Annotated in this window: 22 protein-coding genes; 5 read left to right on the forward strand and 17 right to left on the reverse strand. The window is 33.1% G+C overall.

The annotated features are described in order from the left end of the window. Window positions 1-251: 251 nt before the first annotated feature. Window positions 252-533, forward strand: coding sequence for a hypothetical protein (locus Q0845_RS01990; protein ID WP_298508319.1), 282 nt, complete (start codon window positions 252-254; stop codon window positions 531-533). 73 nt (window positions 534-606) lie between these two features. Here Q0845_RS01990 and tsf read toward each other — a convergent pair whose 3' ends face one another. The 4 genes from tsf to rplM all read right to left on the reverse strand — a co-directional run bounded on the left by tsf (window position 607) and on the right by rplM (window position 3,525). Next, entirely contained in the window at window positions 607-1,572 is a 966-nt protein-coding gene (gene tsf / locus Q0845_RS01995; RefSeq protein WP_298508322.1) for a translation elongation factor Ts, read from the reverse strand. 107 nt (window positions 1,573-1,679) lie between these two features. Next, a complete protein-coding gene (gene rpsB, locus Q0845_RS02000) occupies window positions 1,680-2,504 on the reverse strand; it encodes a 30S ribosomal protein S2 (protein WP_298508325.1) in 825 nt (274 codons plus the stop codon). 177 nt (window positions 2,505-2,681) lie between these two features. Further along, window positions 2,682-3,068: a 30S ribosomal protein S9 gene (gene rpsI, locus Q0845_RS02005; protein ID WP_298508328.1), complete on the reverse strand. Its 387-nt coding sequence runs from the start codon at window positions 3,066-3,068 to the stop codon at window positions 2,682-2,684. A 1-nt stretch (window position 3,069) separates the two neighbouring features. Next, complete coding sequence (gene rplM / locus Q0845_RS02010; RefSeq protein ID WP_298508331.1) at window positions 3,070-3,525, reverse strand: 50S ribosomal protein L13; 456 nt, start codon at window positions 3,523-3,525, stop codon at window positions 3,070-3,072. Window positions 3,526-3,802: 277 nt separating this feature from the next. Here rplM and Q0845_RS02015 point away from each other — a divergent pair, with 277 nt between their 5' ends. Further along, window positions 3,803-4,804, forward strand: a complete 1,002-nt coding sequence (locus Q0845_RS02015) for a hypothetical protein (RefSeq protein ID WP_298508334.1) — start codon at window positions 3,803-3,805, stop codon at window positions 4,802-4,804. A gap of 177 nt (window positions 4,805-4,981) precedes the next feature. Here Q0845_RS02015 and Q0845_RS02020 read toward each other — a convergent pair whose 3' ends face one another. The 10 genes from Q0845_RS02020 to Q0845_RS02065 all read right to left on the reverse strand — a co-directional run bounded on the left by Q0845_RS02020 (window position 4,982) and on the right by Q0845_RS02065 (window position 14,824). Beyond that, a complete protein-coding gene (locus Q0845_RS02020; RefSeq protein ID WP_298508336.1) occupies window positions 4,982-5,806 on the reverse strand; it encodes a tellurium resistance protein TerC in 825 nt (274 codons plus the stop codon). A gap of 14 nt (window positions 5,807-5,820) precedes the next feature. After that, complete coding sequence (locus Q0845_RS02025) at window positions 5,821-7,020, reverse strand: SGNH/GDSL hydrolase family protein (RefSeq protein WP_298508338.1); 1,200 nt, start codon at window positions 7,018-7,020, stop codon at window positions 5,821-5,823. Between the two features lie 10 nt (window positions 7,021-7,030). After that, on the reverse strand, window positions 7,031-7,996 hold the full coding sequence (locus Q0845_RS02030; RefSeq protein ID WP_298508341.1) for an acyltransferase: 966 nt from the start codon (window positions 7,994-7,996) through the stop codon (window positions 7,031-7,033). A gap of 122 nt (window positions 7,997-8,118) precedes the next feature. Then, window positions 8,119-9,081: an acyltransferase family protein gene (locus Q0845_RS02035; RefSeq protein ID WP_367180636.1), complete on the reverse strand. Its 963-nt coding sequence runs from the start codon at window positions 9,079-9,081 to the stop codon at window positions 8,119-8,121. 5 nt (window positions 9,082-9,086) lie between these two features. Next, window positions 9,087-9,743: a methyltransferase gene (locus tag Q0845_RS02040; protein ID WP_298508344.1), complete on the reverse strand. Its 657-nt coding sequence runs from the start codon at window positions 9,741-9,743 to the stop codon at window positions 9,087-9,089. Between the two features lie 12 nt (window positions 9,744-9,755). Next, window positions 9,756-11,276, reverse strand: a complete 1,521-nt coding sequence (locus tag Q0845_RS02045; protein ID WP_298508347.1) for a radical SAM protein — start codon at window positions 11,274-11,276, stop codon at window positions 9,756-9,758. Between the two features lie 32 nt (window positions 11,277-11,308). Beyond that, complete coding sequence (locus Q0845_RS02050; RefSeq protein ID WP_298508350.1) at window positions 11,309-12,379, reverse strand: radical SAM protein; 1,071 nt, start codon at window positions 12,377-12,379, stop codon at window positions 11,309-11,311. A gap of 227 nt (window positions 12,380-12,606) precedes the next feature. Continuing rightward, entirely contained in the window at window positions 12,607-12,969 is a 363-nt protein-coding gene (locus tag Q0845_RS02055) for a DUF2200 domain-containing protein (RefSeq protein WP_298508353.1), read from the reverse strand. Between the two features lie 71 nt (window positions 12,970-13,040). After that, window positions 13,041-13,922, reverse strand: a complete 882-nt coding sequence (locus Q0845_RS02060; RefSeq protein WP_298508356.1) for a sterol desaturase family protein — start codon at window positions 13,920-13,922, stop codon at window positions 13,041-13,043. Window positions 13,923-13,990: 68 nt separating this feature from the next. Next, on the reverse strand, window positions 13,991-14,824 hold the full coding sequence (locus tag Q0845_RS02065) for a GyrI-like domain-containing protein (protein ID WP_298508359.1): 834 nt from the start codon (window positions 14,822-14,824) through the stop codon (window positions 13,991-13,993). Between the two features lie 248 nt (window positions 14,825-15,072). On the opposite strand from Q0845_RS02065, the gene Q0845_RS02070 reads away from it, so the two are divergent. Genes Q0845_RS02070 through Q0845_RS02080 form a run of 3 tightly spaced genes read left to right on the forward strand, consistent with a single transcriptional unit; the run spans window position 15,073 to window position 18,212 of the window. Further along, window positions 15,073-16,194, forward strand: coding sequence for a hypothetical protein (locus tag Q0845_RS02070; RefSeq protein ID WP_298508361.1), 1,122 nt, complete (start codon window positions 15,073-15,075; stop codon window positions 16,192-16,194). A 1-nt stretch (window position 16,195) separates the two neighbouring features. Then, window positions 16,196-16,630: a hypothetical protein gene (locus Q0845_RS02075; protein ID WP_298508364.1), complete on the forward strand. Its 435-nt coding sequence runs from the start codon at window positions 16,196-16,198 to the stop codon at window positions 16,628-16,630. Beyond that, on the forward strand, window positions 16,623-18,212 hold the full coding sequence (locus Q0845_RS02080) for a glycosyltransferase family 39 protein (protein ID WP_298508367.1): 1,590 nt from the start codon (window positions 16,623-16,625) through the stop codon (window positions 18,210-18,212). The genes Q0845_RS02075 and Q0845_RS02080 overlap by 8 nt, the downstream gene beginning before the upstream one ends. Window positions 18,213-18,263: 51 nt before the next feature. Here Q0845_RS02080 and Q0845_RS02085 read toward each other — a convergent pair whose 3' ends face one another. From Q0845_RS02085 to Q0845_RS02095, 3 genes are all read right to left on the reverse strand, one after another. Next, window positions 18,264-20,177 (reverse strand): ATP-binding protein, encoded by a 1,914-nt coding sequence (locus Q0845_RS02085; protein WP_298508370.1) that lies wholly within the window; start codon window positions 20,175-20,177, stop codon window positions 18,264-18,266. 147 nt (window positions 20,178-20,324) lie between these two features. After that, window positions 20,325-20,552 (reverse strand): hypothetical protein, encoded by a 228-nt coding sequence (locus Q0845_RS02090; protein WP_298508373.1) that lies wholly within the window; start codon window positions 20,550-20,552, stop codon window positions 20,325-20,327. A 129-nt stretch (window positions 20,553-20,681) separates the two neighbouring features. Further along, window positions 20,682-21,413 carry a class I SAM-dependent methyltransferase gene (locus Q0845_RS02095; protein ID WP_298508376.1) on the reverse strand — a complete coding sequence of 244 codons (732 nt, stop codon included), beginning with the start codon at window positions 21,411-21,413 and terminating at the stop codon, window positions 20,682-20,684. Window positions 21,414-21,440 lie beyond the last annotated feature (27 nt).

The raw sequence follows: 21,440 nt of genomic DNA on the forward strand, positions 1-21,440 counted from the left end.
TACTTTTGTTTATATAAAACTCTTTCAAAAGGAACTTACGGATTCTCAAAATTGATGTTTATAAGAATTATATAGTAAAAAATGTTGTTTTTGGGTATAAATAATACGCATTTTAAAAAGAAACGAACGTTTTTGTAAAATGGTTTTGCATTTATGAACTCTCTAGTGTTTTTTTGGTTTCTATTTTATAGGTTTGGAGTATAGAAAATGTGCACAATTTCATAATATATTAATCATTTAAAGTATAAATTATGAAAAAAAGAAGTTTAAAATTAGGATTGAATAAATCGAATATCTCCAATTTAGGTAACCTTGAATCCATAAAAGGAGGTGGTCATAGTAGAAAGGATTTTTGTATTGAGTCACTTTCAGCGGCAGTTCATGTTTGTTGTGATACTACTGATGGTGGAGGTGGTCCTACTGGTGGAACACTTTGTGGAAATACACAGGAAGCCTTTTGTGGATATAATACTAATGAAGTGCACAGTTGTGGTCATACTAATTGTATGCCTACGCAGAATACAGCTTGTTAAAAAAAGAGAACAAAAAAAGGATCGTCCATTGAACGATCCTTTTTATATATAAAACTCCGAGGAGTAATTTTGCTTATCCTAAAGAAGCACGTTTGAAACCTATTACTTCAACGTCTCCAAATGTAGAAACATATTTAGCAACTGTAGACTTCTCATCTTTGATAAAGTCTTGGTCTAATAAACATTGCTCTTTGTCTAAAGTTGTATTATCAGAAATGAATCTTTCCATTTTTCCAGGTAAGATACGATCCCAGATTTTTTCTGGTTTTCCTTCAGCAGCTAATTGTGCTTTTGCAGCTTCTTCAGCTTGTGCTAATACTTCTTCAGTTAATTGAGCCATAGAGATGTATTGAGGAACATTTTTCAATGTTTTTCCTAAACGCTCTAATTCTTCGTTATCTTTTTCAATTGCAGCAATTCTAGCTTCTGTTTCAGATGCAATATATGCTGGATCGAAATCTTTGTAAGATAAAGTAGTAGCTCCCATAGAAGCAACTTGCATTGCTAAATCTTTTGCTAAAGTTTCAGCGTTATCTACTTGAGCAGATAATCCAACAACAGCAGCAATTTTGTTAATGTGTACGTAAGAACCAACATAAGCAGCTTCAACTCTGTCAAATGCTTTGATGTCAATTTTCTCACCAATTACACCAGTTTGCTCAGTTAATTTCTCAGCAACAGTGATTCCACCGAAATCAGCAGCTAAAAACTCTTCTTTCGTAGTATGGTTAATTGCTAAGTTAGCGAAGTCTTTTGCTAATGCAACAAAACTTTCGTTCTTACCAACGAAGTCAGTTTCACATCCTAAAACAATTGCAACACCAGCAGTATTGTCTGCATTTACTTTAGCAGCAGCAACACCTTCTGAAGAGTCACGATCTGCTCTTTTTGCAGCAACTTTTTGACCTTTCTTACGAAGAATTTCAATTGCTTTATCGAAGTCACCTTCTGCTTCAACTAATGCTTTTTTGCAGTCCATCATTCCTGCACCGGTAGCTTTTCTTAATTTACCTACTTCTGCGGCTGTAATTTTTGCCATTTTATTGATTGTTTTAATGTTAGTACGTCCATTCAGCATCTTCAAAAACGAGTAGCAAAACTACTTATATCTCTTTGATGAATGAACGTATCAACGTTAAATAATAATTATTTTGTTTCTTCTTTTGCTGGAGCTTCAGTTGTTTCTGGAGCTGGAGCTGGAGCAGCTGGTTTAGCTTCTGCTTTTGGAGCAGCAGGTGCCGCAGCAGCTTCTTTTTCAGCTTTCTTAGCTTCCTTTTCAGCTTTTCTATCAGATAATCCTTCGATTACTGCATCTGTAACGTGCGTTAAGATCTTATCGATTGATTTAGAAGCATCATCATTTGCAGGAATTACATAATCAACCTCTCTTGGGTCAGAATTTGTATCAACCATTGCAAAAATTGGAATGTTTAATTTTTGAGCTTCTTTAATCGCGATGTGTTCACGCTTGATGTCAACTACGAACAATGCACCTGGAAGACGTGTCATATCAGAGATAGAACCTAAGTTTTTCTCTAATTTTGCTCTTAAACGATCTACTTGTAAACGTTCTTTCTTAGATAAAGTCATGAACGTTCCATCTTTCTTCATTCTATCAATAGAAGCCATTTTTTTAACGGCTTTTCTGATCGTTACAAAGTTAGTTAACATTCCACCTGGCCATCTTTCAGTGATGTAAGGCATGTTAGCTTTCCCTGCTTTTTCAGCAACGATGTCTTTTGCTTGTTTTTTGGTAGCTACGAAAAGTATTTTTCTACCAGAGGCTGCAATTTTCTTTAAAGCTTCGTTAGCTTCGTCAATTTTAGCAGCAGTCTTGTATAAGTTAATGATGTGGATTCCATTACGCTCCATGTAGATGTACGGCGCCATGTTTGGATCCCATTTTCTTGTCAAGTGTCCAAAGTGTACACCTGCATCAAGTAAGTCTTTTACTTCTATGTTATTTGCCATTTTTGTAAATAGTTTACGTTCCGTTGAATTAGCAATAGATGAGTAGCAATTGTGTTTGTATAATTGGTCTTATCTATTTAGATGCTAAACTAAATTTCGCAATTGCGAAACAACGACAACATGATTTTAATTTCAATAATAAATGAACAGTACGTTTTTTTGAAAAACGACCAAAAATTAACGTTTCGAGAATTGGAACTTCTTACGAGCTTTCTTCTGACCAAATTTCTTACGTTCAACCATTCTTGGATCTCTTGTTAATAATCCTTCTGGTTTTAAAACTAATCTGTTTTCAGCATCGATCTCACATAATACTCTTGAGATTGCTAAACGAACAGCTTCAGCTTGTCCAGTAGCTCCACCACCATATACGTTTACGTTTACGTCGTACGTATCAACAGTTTCTGTTAAAGCAAATGGTTGCTTTACTTTGTACTGTAATGTTGGAGTTGGGAAATACGTTTCAAATGCTTTTTTGTTTACTGTAATGTTTCCAGTTCCTGGAGTTACATAAACACGAGCAACAGCGGTCTTTCTACGACCAATTTTGTGAATAACTTCCATGTTACATTAAATCATTTAAGTTAATAGTAGTTGGCTTTTGAGCTTCTTGTCCGTGCTCTGCTCCAACATACACTTTTAGGTTACGGAATAAAGCGCTACCTAATTTGTTTTTTGGTAACATTCCTTTCACTGATTTCTCTACTAATTTTGCAGGATCTTTTTCGAAAAGTTCCGTAGCAGTTAGTGATCTTTGTCCACCTGGATAGCCTGTGTGACGAATATATGTTTTGTCCGTCCACTTGTTTCCAGTTAAGTTGATTTTTTCTGCATTGATAATAATTACATTATCTCCGCAATCAGCATGTGGTGTAAAGCTAGGCTTGTACTTACCTCTAAGTAATTTTGCTACCTTAGAAGCCATACGCCCTAGCGTCTGTCCTTCAGCATCAACTAAAACCCATTGCTTATCTGCAGTAGCTTTGTTGGCTGAAATTGTTTTGTAGCTTAATGTATCCACACTAATTTTTTTATTAATTAAACATTCCTATCTCTTTAAAAGAGTCCGCAAAGGTAAGATTAATTCTGTAGATAACAAATACATTCTGTAGATTCCTTAAAATAGTTGAATGTATTGGTTTTCATAAGCTTACTTTTTATTTTTTGAATCGTAAATAATTAGTTTTTTGCGCGCAGTTTCTTAAAAAAGATCAATGAAGCGCCTAATTACATTTTAAACTGATAAAAAATTACTCAAAAGTTTAATTTTAAAAGTATTTTTGATCAAATTGTAAGCAATGAAATTTTTGCCAAAAATAAAGAAGTTTTTAATCAATTTCACCATTATTATGGTGTTAAGTTTTTTATTGTTTGAAGTTTTGTATCGCTATTCTGTGATTGACTTTTATAAAGCAGAGACTTCACATTTAAATAGTGAGGCAGATTTGGCAAATACTTCCGTAGATTTTTTGGTGTTTGGTGATTCCTTTTCCGCTACAGCGAAAGAGATCAATTATATAGATAAGTTGCGTGCAAATAATCCAAATACATCGTTTGTGAATGTGAGTGTGCCCGGAATTGGCATCCGACAAGTAAATACTTTTGCGAGTTCAAAGATCAAAAAGCACAACCCGAAAGCCATTATGTATCAAATATATGTGGGGAACGATTTGACAGATGTTGATCATTTGTGGAGTTGGGAAAAATTCTCCATCACCCGAAATTTATATTGGGCAGTTTCCGATTGTTTTTTGAGTTTATCCTATTTGAATCATAAAGCATCTATGTTTAGTCCACGCGTAAATAGCAGAACCTACACCATGGCAACGGATGTTTTTTCGGAAGAATATTACGATCAACGAACGAAGCGCTTTCTAAATTTTGATGCAGGATATTTTAATAATACATTGATGTTGAAAGATCCTTTTGCTTCACGTTATGATGCTTGGCTTGCAGAAATGCATCATTTTTTAGAAACCATTCCCAAAGATATACCTGTGTATTTGGTGTGGATTCCACATTGTTCGCAAGTCAATTCCTATTATATGAGCAATTTGAATCGTTTAGGCGCTACGTTTGAAGATGAAGTTGCCATACAACAATCAGAGTATCCGTTTTTTGCAAAAGCAACAAAGGATTTAAACGCATACACAAATGTGATACAAGTAAATCCTTTGTCGGTGTTTCAAGTCAATGATACGTTTGATCATCGATTGTATTTTGCCAACGATCCACATATTAATGATCAAGGAAATGTGGTGTTGAGTGATTTTTTACAGTCGGAGCTTCCTTTGGAATAAGATTGTCACTTCGAGCGCAGTCGAGAAGTACTTTGAAATTGTAACTATTGAATTATTTCAAAAACTAAACTCATACACTTCATAGTAGATCTCGATACAAAATTCTTTTCAGAATTTCACTCGATCAGACGTTTATGCTAGTAAATCAGCAATCGTCAATCAAAAATCTGCAATCAACTATTCTCTCTCTTCAGCAGCTTTATCTTGTGCTTCTTTTTTTGCTAGTAAATTCTTTTGGTAGCGACCTTGTACAATATCTATAATTACTAAGGTAATAATGACAAAATAGAATGTTGTTTTGCTCATTGGCGTTACATGATTTCCGAATAATTCTAAATTAGCTAAATGTCCACCTTCCGACAATAACATGATTCCTACAATAAATAAAATGAAGAGTCCGAGTACTTCATACATTTTATTTTTCTGCAAAAAGTTCGATACTTTATCAGCCATTACAATCATTAACAATCCACCTAATACAATGGCAATGGTCATTAATACTAATTGTGGCATCGGATCCATTTCGTTCGTCAATGCCATGGCACTTAAAATAGAATCAAAAGAGAAGACTAAATTCATGATGACGATCCAAATAATCACGCTTTTTACAGACTTTTTACTTTCGGCACCTTCTACTGCAGCGTGCTCTTTCATGAGCATCATGTGCCAAATTTCTTTTACGGCAGTGTAAATAATAAAAACTCCACCAGCCAACACAATCAGACTATGTCCATTTACGTCAAATTCAATGAACGAGTTGCTATGTAAGGATAAAAACGGGTTTTGGAAATACTTAATCAATTCTAGCAGTACAAATAGCAATACAATACGCAAAACAATTGCCAAACCAACGCCCATTTTTCGAACGTATGATTGTTTGTCTTTTGGCGCTTTTTGCGATTCTAAGGAAATGTATAATAAGTTGTCAAATCCTAATACAGCTTGCAATAATACAAGCATTAATAAAGTAAAAAGACTATCTAAGGTTAAAAGTTGTTCCATGTTTCTTTATATAATTATTGATTGGTTTTTGTTAGTTGTTCGGTTTCAGATATTGTTACAGTATCTTTTACTTTTGGCATTAATAAAGGTTGAATATGTGTAAATATTCTGTCGGCCACCAATTGATTTCCTTTTTCGCCTGTATGACAAAAATCGAAATACATAGTACGATCTGTATGGTCAAAAGCATCGCTAACATCAACAAATGTTGAATCGTTGATCATTAAGGAATCTTTGCGAACATTCTCATACGCCAAGGTATATAAGTTTTCGTAATACTGTTGCATCTTAAAATATTCTTTCTCCGTTTCTGATAAATTCTTCTTAGAATAAATATTAGGTTGCATAAAATTGAAGACTTTAAAACCATATGCGTCTTCTAAACTTTTAGAAATTTCTACCAAACCAATATAATTTTCTGCAATGTCTGTGGCCAAAGCATCCGATCGTGAACTTAATTGTGCATACGTAGAACCTGAAAATATTTTGCGTTGCATGGTGGTCATAAATCGATACAAATTACTCGAATTTATCATCAGTTTAACGCGTTTTTTATAACTATGTGCCAATTTGAATTCTCGCCTTCTATTATAAGCATTTGTCGGTTCGCCAGCAGCATTGTTTTGGTGTCCAGAAATAACTTCGTTGACTCCATCGTAGAAAATGACAATATCTGGAATGTTATTTTTTATAAGTTCTCGCTGTAGCTGAATGTTCTCAGTGGCACGTGTATATCCGTGACAACCAAAATTGGTTACTTCCACATTTTGATCAGGGAAGTTTTTATGAATTAATTGTGACAATTCAGAAGGAATAGTATGTTGGTCACGTGCGCCCGAACTGTACATGGTAGAACCGCCAAAGCAAAATATTTTGATCGCTGTTGCAGAATCTTTCAAACTTGGATTTGCAGTTTTACGAAGTCCGTTTTTGTAAATGGTATTGTATTTTCCATTCATTGGCTTAAAACGATAATGCAAATATGGTTCCCACATCATGTCTTGTTCTCGCAATTCTCGGTGAATGATTTTTATGTCTTCATCAGTCAAACCAGAACCTTCATACATTCCTGAAGCAATAATACGTTCTGTATTTCCATCAACGCCACTTTGATCGTAATAATTATAAAAAATGCCTAATACAATTTCTAATAAAAAGAAAGTGATTAGCACATTTCTAAAGATGACGAAGGTAAATTTGAGTTTCTTTTTCACAAAAAATGATTTATAAAACGTATTTCAGTTTTTTATTGAGTTGTATTAAAAAATAACTAGCAACAATAGATAGTATAATTGCTACCAAAGTTAAGGATATGGACTCTAAAGTAACAAAATATCTAATAATAAAAACGATTAATGGATGTACCAAATAGATGGCAATAGAATAGGATGATAATAACTTACTATCTAACCTAGCATTTACAGTAAATGAAAATGTAGATAGTAATAATACTGGAGCTGCTATAAAACAGGAAAGACATATAATACTCAACGAACGATCTATGTTATAATAATAATTAAACAAACTCTCTACGGTAAGCAATACAACGCTAAGTATCAGTAATCCGATGATGTGTCTTCTTTTTAGCTGTTTGTGGAAATTAGAACGTCGAATGATATATCCAAGGGCTAAAAATGGCAAATCAAATAATAAAAAATTGCGGTGCGTAGGTGTAAAGTTTACCAATTTGACAAGCAGTTCTGGTTCTGTAACGAGTTTTAAATCACCTAATATTTGAATAAAATATCCTATACTGTACAGTATGATGGAACCTATGAGTAAGGTTTTGTTAGAAAGTTTTCGAATGGAGTACAATAGCAATCCGCCTACTAAAAATGAGGCAACATACCATAAATGATTGAAACCAATAACAATATTTAATAACAGCTTTTTGGGACTATTGTAGTTAGGAAAAACCCAAAAGTAGCTAAAAATTAGCATCCATATCACATACAAAATGGCAATGCGTTTGGCCCAAAATTTAATACGTCCATTCTTAAATATAGTGTATAAAAAGAATCCGTTGACACAGAAAAAAAATGGAATTACAGGTCGAAAGATGCCTTTAAAAAAAAGATAATTTACAAATTCATTGTGATCATATAAAAAATTGCAATGAAAGGCAACAACCAGCAACGAAGCTATAATTTTTAAAATGTCTATTAATATATTTCGAGGGGAAACTTGCAATACAGTATTAACTTTTTAAAGCTTAAATATATACTTTTTCTCATTAATACTATTTTTCAAAAAAATCACAAGAAAATTTTAGTGTTCATCTGATTCCTATTATACCATAACTTCGTAATGATTTACAGAATATATTTGATTTTTTTATTAAGTAAAATTAAGAGATAACTCAAAATTCCAGACAATAAAACAGTTACAAGTGTTAGGGTAATCGAATCTAAGTTGAAAAATTGATAAATCAATACCAAAACGAGCGGATGCACCAAATAAAGTGCAATAGAATAGGATGATAGGAGTTTGCTGTTGAAATTTGAATTGACTTTAAAAGAAAAAGCTGTAATCAATAATATGGGACCTAAACCTAAAAAGGAAATGCTCATATTAAAAATTGCTCCTGGATTGATATAGTAGTTTGTCAAACTTTCTGTAATCAGCAATAAAATACTAAACACTAAAAGAATGCTTACCTGCGTTTTTTTTAGTTTTAAATGAAAATTGGAACGTCGCATCACATAGCCAATACTTAAAAACGGCAACGCAAAGAACAAAAAATTGCGGTGTATAGGCTGAAAATCAAGGATTTTGACGATAACAGCAGGTTCTGTAAATACATTAAAATTACTGAGTATTTGAATTGTATATCCCGTGAGATAGAGCAGAAGTGCCAGTACTATTAATACGGTATTTGAGAGTTTTCTGAGTTGATATAAAAGTATTCCACCCAAAAAAAGTGCCGCTAAATACCATAAATGTGTAAATCCGAAAAGTGCTGTTGGAATAATTTTCAGTGGTTCTTCATACACAGGAAGAATCCAAAAATAGCTGAAAATCAGCATCCAAATCAAATACAAAAGGCCAACACGTTTTACCCAAAATTTCATACGATCATTCTGGAAAACAGTATACAAAAAGAAACCATTTATTGTAAAAAAGAACGGAATTGGGATGCGAAATATGCCGTTACTCGTGACATGATGTCCAACCTTTGTGTATTCGAATAAAAATTTGCAATGCACACAAATGATGAGTATCGCTGCGATGACTTTTAATATATCCAGCAATATGTTTCGTGAAGTGGTTTGCAAATCGGTTATAATTTTTGAATTCTAAAGATATAGTTTTTCTCTTTGACTACACTTTTTTCTAAAATCAATTCAAAGGAAAGTCCATTTTTAGTCGCTAATTGTTTGATGTGATCAATTTCACAATCTTCCGATAGAATCATCCATGTATTTGGCGCAAGATGATTGGGCAACTGTGCGAAGAGTTTTTCGAAATACTCAAAATTTTCTCCACAAAACCAAGCAAGTTCTTTATCATTCTGTGGTGCTTTTGGATAATATGGCGGATTGATAATAATATAGTCAAACTGCTGATCGGACAAATTTTCAAACAAATCCGAATAGAGAACATTCAGTGAAATTTCATTCTTAACAGAAGCATCTTTCAGTTCTTTTATCGCAATTTGATTGATGTCGGAAGCCGTTACATTGGCACCTTTAGAAGCCGCAAAAAGCGAGATGATTCCAGAGCCACAACCGAGTTCTAAAAAGTTTGTATCAGTAAGATTTAGTGGTTTGATATATTCCAATAAAATCTTTGTACTTATCGTAAAATGTGGTGGAAATACTTCGGCACTAATTTTCACAGTAATACCTTCGTAAGTATACTTTCGTTTTTTTAAGGTGTACTTATCAAAGAAAAATTTCGCAATAGGAAATAGGTGTTTTTTGAGTTTTTTAACCATATTTCAGCAAGATTATTCAGAGTAGAAACCTTCAATTTCTGGCTGACGGTACTTCCAAATTTTATGCAACACCTTAATTTCATACGGAAACTTGTACCAACCATATTTAAAGCGATATCCTGAAACTAATTTTAGCAACCATTTTTTATATCCTTTAATTCTAAAGTCAGATGCTGTTGGATAATAACCATTCAGAACGGTTTCAAAATTTTGAATTTTATCAATCATATACGGTTTTAACCAAGGTGTAAGCGGATTTCTTCGTAAATCGAATTTTTCCCAACTTGGTTCAATCCATTCTTCTAATTTTTCAGGGAAAGAAAATCCTGCATCTACAATTTGTTGGTACAATTCTGAACCTTCAGTTGGCACAGGACTGTATAAATAAATGATAATTTCTGCGTGCGGATTGATACTTTTTATTTCTCGAATAAAGTTAATATCCCACAAAATTTGCTCGTATACTTTCTTTTCATCCGGTCCAGGCAAACCTAATACAAAAGATAATTCTGGAATAATGTCTACATCTTTCATGCGCTTCACAAAGTCCTTGATCATTTGTCCAGATTGTGTTCCACCTTTGTTCATCTGTTTTAGTACTTCATCATTTCCAGTCTCAGCACCTAAAAACATCATGCGGCAACCTGCTTTTCGCATATAATGCAATTCTTCGTCAGAATATTTATTAATTGTATCAATACGCCCTTCGCCCCACCATTCGATATTATCGTCCATCACGAGTTTGGAAAATTCCATCACACGTTTACGCGATGTAAAAAAGTTATTGTCGTGAAACTCTACAGCATCAATATTGTATTTTTCTTTAAAATATTTTAAATCTTTATAAATAGTGCCTGCTGCTTTTGCTTTCCATTTTGCATTATAAATTGGCACAACGGCACAGAAAGAACAGCTAAACGGACAACCCATACTTGAGTGATACGCAAAGGTTTTTTGTCCCATAAAGGTTTTTGCCAAATAACGCTCTAGCGGATAAAACGAGTTGAAATATTCATACGGATATGAAGGCAATGAATCCTGATCGAGCAAGGCTTCTTTGACTGTTTGCACAATTTTACCTTCGTCATCTTTGAAGATTAAATTGCGAATCAGCATGAGTTTTTCATCACTTTTTCCTTCCAAAACATCTAATAATTTTGGAAACGTATTGTCGCCAGGTCCGTTGATAATATAATCAACATAGCCTGAATTTAAACATACTTTATATTGGTTGGAGGCAAAATATCCGCCCCAAATATTAATAGCATCCGGATATAATTCTTTAATCTTCTTTGCATACGGAATCGCTTGTTTTAATTGCGGTCCTGGCATTACAGTGAGACAAAAATACTTGAATTCGCCCGTAGCAAAATAGTCACTAATTTTTACCCAAGGATCTTTTTCCATGTTTCCATCAATAAAAACATAGTCATACTTTCCATGAATCGCTGCGCCTACTTGAATAATGGTATTCGGTAAGCGATGCTTTGCATTGGCACTTCGAGGATTGAATATGATAATTTTATTTCCCATGAATTAATTGTGTTCTAAGTATTATTTTGTTTCTAAAAAGCACTACAGCAGCGAGAGCATGCAGGTAGCAAACCACCATTTTTAGAAAGTGTAGATCGGAATTTTGCTAATACGCGTCCATTCCAGATTTGCTTTAAATTTTCGTCGTAAATATTTCCTAATTCTAAATTATAACATCTTCCATGTGCAGGAATTACACTTCCATCAGATTTGATCATCACGTTTGTAAAAACATCATTACACATGCTGCCAATCTGTACTTCTGGTTGATGATAATATTCGTTTAGCTTTTCTTTTGAAGCAATTTCAGGGGAAAAACTAATAGGAAATTTATAATTTTTAGATTTTATCGTAGCAATTTCATCCCAAAGCAAGTCTAAATCCAAATTGTCAACATTGACTTCATCAGTATTAGAAGCCGTTGCAGGATAAGAATTTGCCCAAACTTTATTATGCGTATCGGCAATGTTTTGTTCTACAAAGTTTGAATGCATAAACCCAATTTGTTGCAATGGATAGTCTTTAAAGAAATCTAAAAATTCATTTAAATGTCCAATATTCCACTCCGTAATCACACAAAAAACACCAATCGTTGCATTTGGATTGATTGACAATACTTCTTCAATACCTTCTATGGCTTTTTGAAATGATTTTTTATGACCTCTAATTTCGTTATGAATGTCTTGCGGTCCATCAAGTGAAATGTATACGTTGCTATCTGCTACAATTTTTGCTTTGTGTTTTAAGGTAAGTGCGTTGGTTGTAATAGAAGATTCAACCCCTTTTTGTTTGGCATATTTTAAAGAAGCTTCTAAGTGCGGATATACTAAAGGTTCGGTAAACGCATACGCTAATTTTGAACTAGGATAAAATTCTGCCATCTGATCAATAATTTTTTCAATCAATGGCAATGGCATATTTATCGGATGCGTACCTACTAAATTTTGCGCAAAATTCGAATCCAAATTTTTAGTACCTACATCACACATTTTACAATGTAAATTGCATACATTATTGACACCTAAAATAATCCAATCTGGTGCAAACATGTATTTGTTTGGCAGTAATTTTTTATTGACTTTTTTTAAGGTGGCAACGCTCATGGGCTTCTTTTTCTACAATTGTGTAAATCTACAAATCTAAACGGAAAATATATGGTCAAATTTACACTTTAAATTGAAAAAAGGCGACATCTATTTAAAGTGAATCTAAATTGTATGACTTTGTTGAAGTTTTATATCCGTTTATGAAACAACTATTTCGTAAGATCTATTTTATCTTGACAAATTTGATATCTGGAAAAGTGTTTTAGTATTGTGTATACTCACGTTTATGAACGTAGTATTTTTTCCATTTTACGACCTCTTGCTAATTCTTCTATCAATTTGTCTAAATAGCGTGCTTGTCGTGTGAGTTCATTATCAATTTCTTCAATTCGATACCCACAAATTACACCTTTAATCATGTGTGCATTTGGATGTAATGTTGCTTGTTCAAAGAAATCTTTAAATGTGGCTTCGTTATTTATAAACTCATGTAGTTTGGCTTCGTCAAAACCTGTGAGCCATGTCATTACTTGATGTAATTCTGCGATGGTTCTGCCTTTTTTCTCCACTTTGGTTACGTAATGTGGATATACAGAACTAAACTTCATATTGGCGACTCTTGCGTTATGTTCGGCAGTTACTTTCATGTTTTTGTTGTTTAGGTGTAGTATAAAACTACAACAATCTTCTTCAATCTCAAAACAAGTCTGATGAACAGTTATTTATCCTTGTTTTTTTGTTTGAAGTAGTAAGGTTTCCAAATTAAATTCCCAAAAATTATTCGAAGCTTGTCTTTAAAGTTTTTACATTTTTTGACATCATTCCAAATATGTTTGTATTCAATAAAATTGATTGTAAGAGGATTATTGGTATGAATGTTTTGAGTTAATCCATAGATAACTTTTTCTTCTTCTTTTTGATAAGTCCCAAAAAGATGATCCCAAATCATGGTAATACCTCCATAGTTTTTATCCAAATATTTTTTGTTGGAACCATGATGCACACGATGTACTGAAGGTGTATTAAAAATTAAATCTAACCAACCTAATTTCCCTATTCTTTCTGTGTGAATCCACGTTTGAAACTGCGCGACTAAAGTCAGTCCTATAAGCGCTTGAAATGGAGTAAAACCAATAAGAATCATTGGAATTAGAAAAATCCATTCAATCATAGGTTCTACAATGCTCAATCGCATAGAAACAGTTAAGTTATAATCTTCAGATGAATGATGAACGCTGTGATTTCCCCAAAGTATTCGGTGTTCATGTTCAATGCGATGCATCCAGTAATATGTGAAATCGGCGGCTATTACAGCTAATATCCAAGACCACCAATGAATAGGAATATTTAACGGAGTAAGGTAATGAAACGGCATGATTGCAATAATTCCGATAGAACCTACAATGGTTTTTTCTAATACCTGATTCATCAAGAAAATTGCAAAATTTGCTAAGGAATCTTTCCAGCGTCTTTTTTTTGAAGAACATACATCAATGATAACTTCAAGTATAACTATGGCAATATTAAAAATGAAAAAGTAACCAACATATGCTATAATTGGAGATGTTTCAAGATATAAAATCAAACTTTCAAAAGTCATGTTTCTTTGTGTTTATGCTGCAAAAATCTACAGTATTACAAACAATGACTTGTTCTTTTTGGACAATATTAAGCTATCGGAATATAAATTTCTGTGATGAGATTTTCAGAAGAATCATGAGTTTCATCATTCAGATAAAACTCAAGCACAGGTGCATCACTCATTTCTAATTGAATTTCTGTCATCCAATTTGCATATATTTTACCATACGTATCCATGCATGATTCGTGAGTGCCTTTGTGTGAAAATTTGGCATATTTTCTACTTTTGATAATCTTTTTTACGAAAAAACCATTAGGTTCAAATTGAGAATCATCTTCTAAAACAATGGCGCTGGTATACCTACATTTAATGTGTTCTGTAATTTCATCATCGTCTAAAATTTCGGCAAAATGAATGGTCGTATCATCAAGTAGTCTTTTTTTAGAAGCATACCAAATCAATTGTTTCCATGTCTTATCAATACTCTTCAAATCTTCATAAGATCCTTTATACTCCAATCCTAAAATTGTCATGTCAGGTAAAGTTTCAATCTCAAAAGACACGTCAAAATAGTTCGTGTTTTTTGTGTCTTCAGGAACAACCGGATCATGATGCTGAATGTGTTTATTACGTTCTCTAAATTTAGAAGGAGAACAGTTGAACTTTTTCTTAAAAGCTTTGCTAAAAACAGCAACATCTGCATAACCAACCTCGTATGCTATTTCAGAAATATTTTCATGCGTATATTTTAAATATTGAGCAGCTTTCTCTAATCGAATGCGTTTTATATATTTCCCAATGGTTTCATGGTTAATAGCTTCAAAGATTCGATTGATATTGCGATAGGAATAGTTACAAGCTGCTTCTATTTTAGGAATATTAATAGTTTCTTTAAATTCCTCATCTATATATGTAAGCAATTTTTTATATCGATACAGCTGTGTCTCGTTATTCACAATTTTTACGTTAAGAAGTATGAAAATAGTGTCTTTTAATATTGACATTTATGTCAGGAAGAAAGATACTGAAAAAGCAAAACTTTTAGCGTTAGATATAGATAATTATTAAAAAATGGCAGCAGATACTTCATTTTTTCTTTTTTGATAAAGATTGTTTTCTAAGAGACTGTATATTTGTTTTGAACACACCAATCACCAAAAGAACTATTTTGTTAAAAAAGCGCGTTTTCAAGTCTTTAAAAAATCTGATTATTATTTTCGGAATTACCTTTGTATTGCTTGAAATTGTCCTTGCCATCTATATTCGTGCGGCAGAAATTAAGATTGAGCTGCCAACATATACATTCCAAAATACACATAATTTTTGGTATGATTTGGATGAAAATTTTGGAACGCTGCATTTGCCCAATGATGTATATAGACAAAAAAAGTATTGCTTTGATGTTGTATATGAAACCAATTCTCAAGGTTTTCGAGATGAAGAACGCGAATTCAATAGCTCAACTCACAGAGTGGTCGCTTTGGGAGATTCATTCACGGAAGGAATAGGCGTGAATATGGCGGATCGCTTGACAAATCTGCTGGAAAGCAACACAAAAACTCCACATTTAAATTTTGGCTTGGCAGGAAATTTTGGGCCTACGCAATATTGGATGTTGTATAAAACACACGCTATTAAGTATACACACGATGCTGTTTTGGTGAGCATTTTGCCGTCTAATGATTTTATAGACGACGATTATGAAATTGCTTTAAAAGTTGGTGGCGATCGCTATCGTCCGTTTCTAAAAGGAAACTATCCAGACTATGAAGTGGTGTATCATACCCAAAACATAGAAGATTCGAGAGCACGACCTCGAAACCCACATTTTATTCACAAACTATTGAAGAATTTTACGCATTCGTACAATATGTATTACTATTTGCGTTCCCGAAAAAAAATAAGCGAAATTCCTAAAGGTCAATTGTTGGAAGCATCAAAAGTACCGAGTTATTTTAACTTTTCTCCAGCACAATTTGATCGTTTGCACTACACCATAAAAGTAATTAAAGAATTGGCAGGAAATCGTCCTGTAATGGTGTATAGCATTCCAATTGAAAAGGAAATCAAAGCCTATCGAAAGCATAAAAAGAATCCGCTAGGAAAACAATTAAAAGCAGTTTGCGATAGTTTGAATGTCGAATATTTAGACTTATTGCCAAAAACGAATGACTTTACCGAAGACGAATATAAAGCGTTGTTTTTACCGTGTGACGGACATTGGAGTGAAGCCGGAAATGATTTTGCAAAACAAGAAATAACATCGTTTTTTAGTTATTATCAGCAGTAATATGACACAAGAAAATCTAGATACAATTTACATAGAATTGCTGGTGGAAGCCTGTCAAATGAGTGCTGATAATATTTGGATGCAAGGAAGTTTAGAAATTCGTATCAGTACAGAAAAACCGTATGAAGAAAGTGATATTGTCATGGCCGATTTACTGTTGGAAAGTATGGAAAAGGAAGGCACTTATTTTATTTTTTCTTGCTGTTGCGGAATGCCCGATTGTAGTGGTTGGAATCAAGGAATAGAAGTGAAGCATGAAGAAAATATCATTGTTTGGAATGTGTTAGATCATAACAAAACATTTCGATTTGATCGCAAACGAATGGAATCAGATATTGCAGAAGCCATTCAAGAAGCCAAAAATTACAAAGCCTATTTTGCCAAGAAAGAAATCGAATATGTTGGTTTTGGATATAATTTGAATCCGGATGCATAGTTTTTTCAAAAAATACCAAGACTATATCGGACTATTGTTGTTGTGGTTGTTGATTATTGTTATCATCAATCCGATGGGCGATTTTCCCTTGAATGACGATTGGTGTTACGGGAAATCAGTCAAAACTTTATACGAAGATGGATATTTGAAATTGTACAATTGGGGAGAAATGACCTTGGTTGGACAAGTATATTGGGGTTACTTTTTTACAGAAATCTTTGGGTTTTCTTTTACCGTATTGCGTTGGTCAACCTTAGTATTAGGATTTGCCACTATTATTGGAATTTACGAACTTTTTAAATTGGCAAACCTTTCGCGTTGGGCACAACTGGTTGGTGTTTTCTTATGTATAGTAAATCCGATCTTTTTGTCGCTATCGTTTTCCTTCATGACGGATATTCCTTTTATGTGTGTGACGATTTGGGCATTTTATTTCTTCGCAAAAGCGCTCAAAACAGACAGATGGCAACCTATTATTTGGGCAATTCTCTTTTGTTATTTAGCTTTTCTAATTCGTCAATTGGCATGGGTTTTTCCACTCGTGTGGATGATTACATGTATATTAGTGAAGCCGCGAAACTGGAAGAATCTACTGAAAGCAATAACGCCATTATTGGCTGTAATTTTGTTTTCGTTGGTGTTTACCTACATCATGGAATCGAATGATTTGTTGCAGGAACGTTACAATACAAAATTCGGATTGCTTGTAGAAAACATAAAAGGTCTTCGAAAAGGACTGCTGATTATAATTTTCTCCTTTTTCTTTGAAAGCTTGGCGTATCTTGGATTTTTACTATTGCCGATTCATATCTTTTATATCAATCGATATACGTTTAAAGGATACAAAATTTGGGCGCTATTGTGGACCGTTGGAATTACTGCATATTTGATGAAACTCGGAAAAGTATTGCCAAGTTTAGATAATATCTGGATCGATTTCGGTGTTGGACCAACTACTTTGTACGATCATGCAGGAAACTTTACCCAAAGTCCCGATCCGACCGCGCCACATTGGTTTTGGCAAACTGTAACTTGTATCGGAATCTTTTCAAGTGTTGCGTTGATTTTTCACATTCGTACCATGGTGATTTCCGTGTTTAAAAAGCAAAAAGTAGATTCGCTCGTTGTATTATCGTTTGTGTTCTTCTTAGTGTATTTAACGCCATTCTTAATTGTTGGCGTGTATGATAGATATCTATTGCCGTTGTTCCCAATTGCTATTGTCTTTTTAGGAGTGAATTCACCAAAAGTTCCAAAAAAAATATTTCAATATAGCACTTACGGATTCTTAGGATTATTGACTTGGTTTTCAGTATCCGCAGTACATGACCATTTGTCTTGGAATCGCGTTCGTTGGGAAGTTTTAAACGAACTCACCGAAACCATTCCCAAAAATCAAATACAAGGCGGCGTAGAATATGTAACGTGGAATTTCTTTTCGGAAGAAAAAGAAAAATGGTGGGAAGCTGTGACACCGAAGTATACCTTGGTTTTTAAACCGAATAAAGATCAAAAAGTAGTTGAAAAATATACATATTCACGTTGGTTGCCAGGAAAAGGTGAGATGTATTTGGTGGAGTGAGTAGGGTGTTTTACTATTTTTATATACTATAATTTATTTTCTACCATTATTTTAAATACCTAACTTACTTTGTTTTTGATATAATTCCATTCCTGAAACATTTTCATAGCGCTCATTTAACCTTTTTTGAAGATTAAAAAGCCTTCTTTCGGAAGAGTCTACAATTTGAGAAAAAAGACAAATTTGAACTTTCCCCATTTCTACATTGTTTTCATTTGATACTTTTGAAATTGGTTGAATTTTTTCACTAAAAGATTCCCCTACAACGAATGCACTTATATAAGGTGAACCAATAACAGTTCCACAATTCATAAAGTCCTCAACATATCCAACTGCTTGGTTTCTTTCTGTTTTACCAACTTTAAACCCGCCTCTTTTGAGTTCAATAATTAGAACTTTATTAATATTTGTTATTCCATTAGTAGAATCGAAGTCAACTGTACCTGTTATAGAGAAAGTGGAATTCCCTGCAACTACGATATCTGGTCTTTTTTTGTGATTATTAAAAATCGATTTATCAATTTTTTTATTAAAGACTTTTTCAACCGTTGTTTGTAATTGATTATTCGAAGCATACTCAGGAGAATCAAATTCAGGTCCGAAAACCCATCTAGCACTTGCAATCAATGGATGAAGTACGTGAAGTTCATCGACTGATTTATCGTTGGAAAGTTTTCGTATAGCTTCAATTACAGAAATTCTTTTATCAATTTCATCTAAAACTGTCAGGGCATCTTTGATAGTCCATCTATCTAGTAATTTGTTTAATCCTTCAATATCTTCATCTGTAAATAAAGATAATTTTTGAATTAATTCAGTTCCATTTCTTGTTTTCTCTAAGTTAATGACAGTTTCTACAGCAAGATTCACAGATTCTTGTCTTGCGGTAGGATTATTAATAGCTATATTTTCAATAGCCTCATTAAATTCATATTTTCCAAGAGGACTAAGTTCATTGTATTCTTTATGATACTCGCTTTTTATTTGTTTAGTAGTTTCTTCAATATTGTCTTTCGCAATTTGGGAAAACATTTTATGAACTGTTTCGTCGACTTTATTGAATACTGGATTTAATTCTTTTGTATTTTTAAAACCAGTCCAATCTTCTTTTATATGATCAGCTAAATCATTAGTTTGTACGACAACCGAATATCTCTTTGCTTGTTTGGTTCTACCATCTAAGACCATATTATAACCGACAATCCAGGATGGTTCTCCTACCAATCTACCACTTTGCCAAAAAGCAATACCTTGATACAAGGTTGATTTCCTTGCTTTTTTAGAGTCTATTAAATGTATTTTAAGTTCTACATCTTCAACATAAATAGTCTCAGAAAAAATTAATCCTTTATGTTCTTCTAATTGAATTGTTTTTCTATTAATTGAAACTTTAAAGTTTGGGTCGTGTAGAAACCTTGCAGAAATTACTTCTAATATGTATTCTGATTTAGGTAAGTTTTTAACAACATTAACAATTAATTTTGTTCCTACTGATTTTGAATTTTCAAATTTTTGTTTTTTAATAATGAACGGCTCTTTTTCACTTTTTGTTGTAATTGTAAACTCTGATTTTTTGCCTTTACTGTTTGTTATTACCTTATACTCATTATTGAAACAAAGCATTCCATGTCTTCCAACTCCATTACGACCATATGCATATCTTTGTTGATCAATACCTTTAGGAAATATGACTTTTCTACCTTGATGCTTAAGTCTATTGTATCCTAATTTCATCCAACGCGAATAGAATTCATCTTTTGATAAACCGACTCCATTATCTTCAATAATTAGATTTTGATTTTTTTCTTCAGGAATAAAAATGTCTACAACTGTAGCTCCTGCATCCCAAGCATTGGCTACTAGTTCTGTAAGCGCGACTTCAGGTGAGTTTCCAAGATTACCTAGAGTTCTAATTAAATAATCTTCTTCAAATAATGAGCCTTGTATGATTTTTTCTTTATTCAATGTTTTTCTATTTTTCTTTATAAAAGTAAAGTAAAGATTACACTTCTGCAATGAGGTTTCCCGTAATGAGAGGTAATTTTATCTAGCTCACATCAACTTCTGTGAATTTTGTGTTGGATCAAAAATGATAGTTATTTAAAAAAAACATTATTCATATTTCACTAAAAGTTCAGCACTAGTTTTAAATCGACCGTTTTCGAAGTCTTTTTCTGATTGGTCAATTCGTTTGTGAAACTCTTCTTGTGTCATTGTAGTCAATACACGTTTATCTGAAGTTTCATATGCTAGTACTTTTTCAAGACGAGAAACTACATCTTCATTTTGAAGATTTAAGAAATCCTGAACAAATTTTATCTTTCTAGCTTCCAAGCTCATAGTAAAACGGCTTTAATCAAAGCTACAAAATTTATTAAGGAAGGTGTAAAAGTGTTTTTTTAGATAATTTAAATTTAATAAAACAAAAATCTCGACTGCGCTCGATTTGACACTAGTGTTATTAAATTACTATTTTATCTTCTGAATCAAATAATTAGGATTATGATCTATAATTCGATATCGATCATTCTGTTTAATTTCTTGGATAAAATCAGAACTTCCAAAGTTCAAGTGTTTGGCAGAATCATCCAATAAAATAAATCCGTTGAGTTTCAATTTTGAATCTACATTTTCAAAATCTTTTTTGGTTTGTTCGTAAGAATGATCTCCGTCAATATAACTAAAAGAAATCTCTTGCTGAATGCTGAATGTTCTATCAAAAACATCGGTAAATTTGTTTGTAGTGTTCCAAGTGTCAAAAAACGCATCCGAAGGCAAATGACAGGTATGTGGTTTTGCGTTTGGATGTAAAAGTTTCGCAGCATTTACAAACGCATTTTTTATATAGGCGACGTACTCTTTTCGAGCCACATTAGGTTTTCCATCAATATGTTCTTCAATGATTCCTGTATGATCTTTAAAACCTTCATAAATCCAAGCGTCACAACCTACAAAAAGGTGTTTTTTACGATGTTTTTCTAGCAAATGTAACATTACATTGGTCGATAAACCTGCATACGATCCTATTTCAAAGACAATTCCGTTATCAGGCATATTTTGAATGGCATAATCCATTAAATAAATATTCCCTTCATGTAGCATGCCTTCCCCAATAATAGTCGCTTTTATCCTAAGAAGAAAAGAATCCGTATTGATGGTTTTGTATTGTTTTTTAAAAATCTTTTGAATGCTATTTCTCATGAGGTAAACGCTGAATGTACTATTTTC

The sequence above is a fragment of the uncultured Kordia sp. genome, from assembly GCF_947489565.1.
GTDB lineage: Bacteria > Bacteroidota > Bacteroidia > Flavobacteriales > Flavobacteriaceae > Kordia.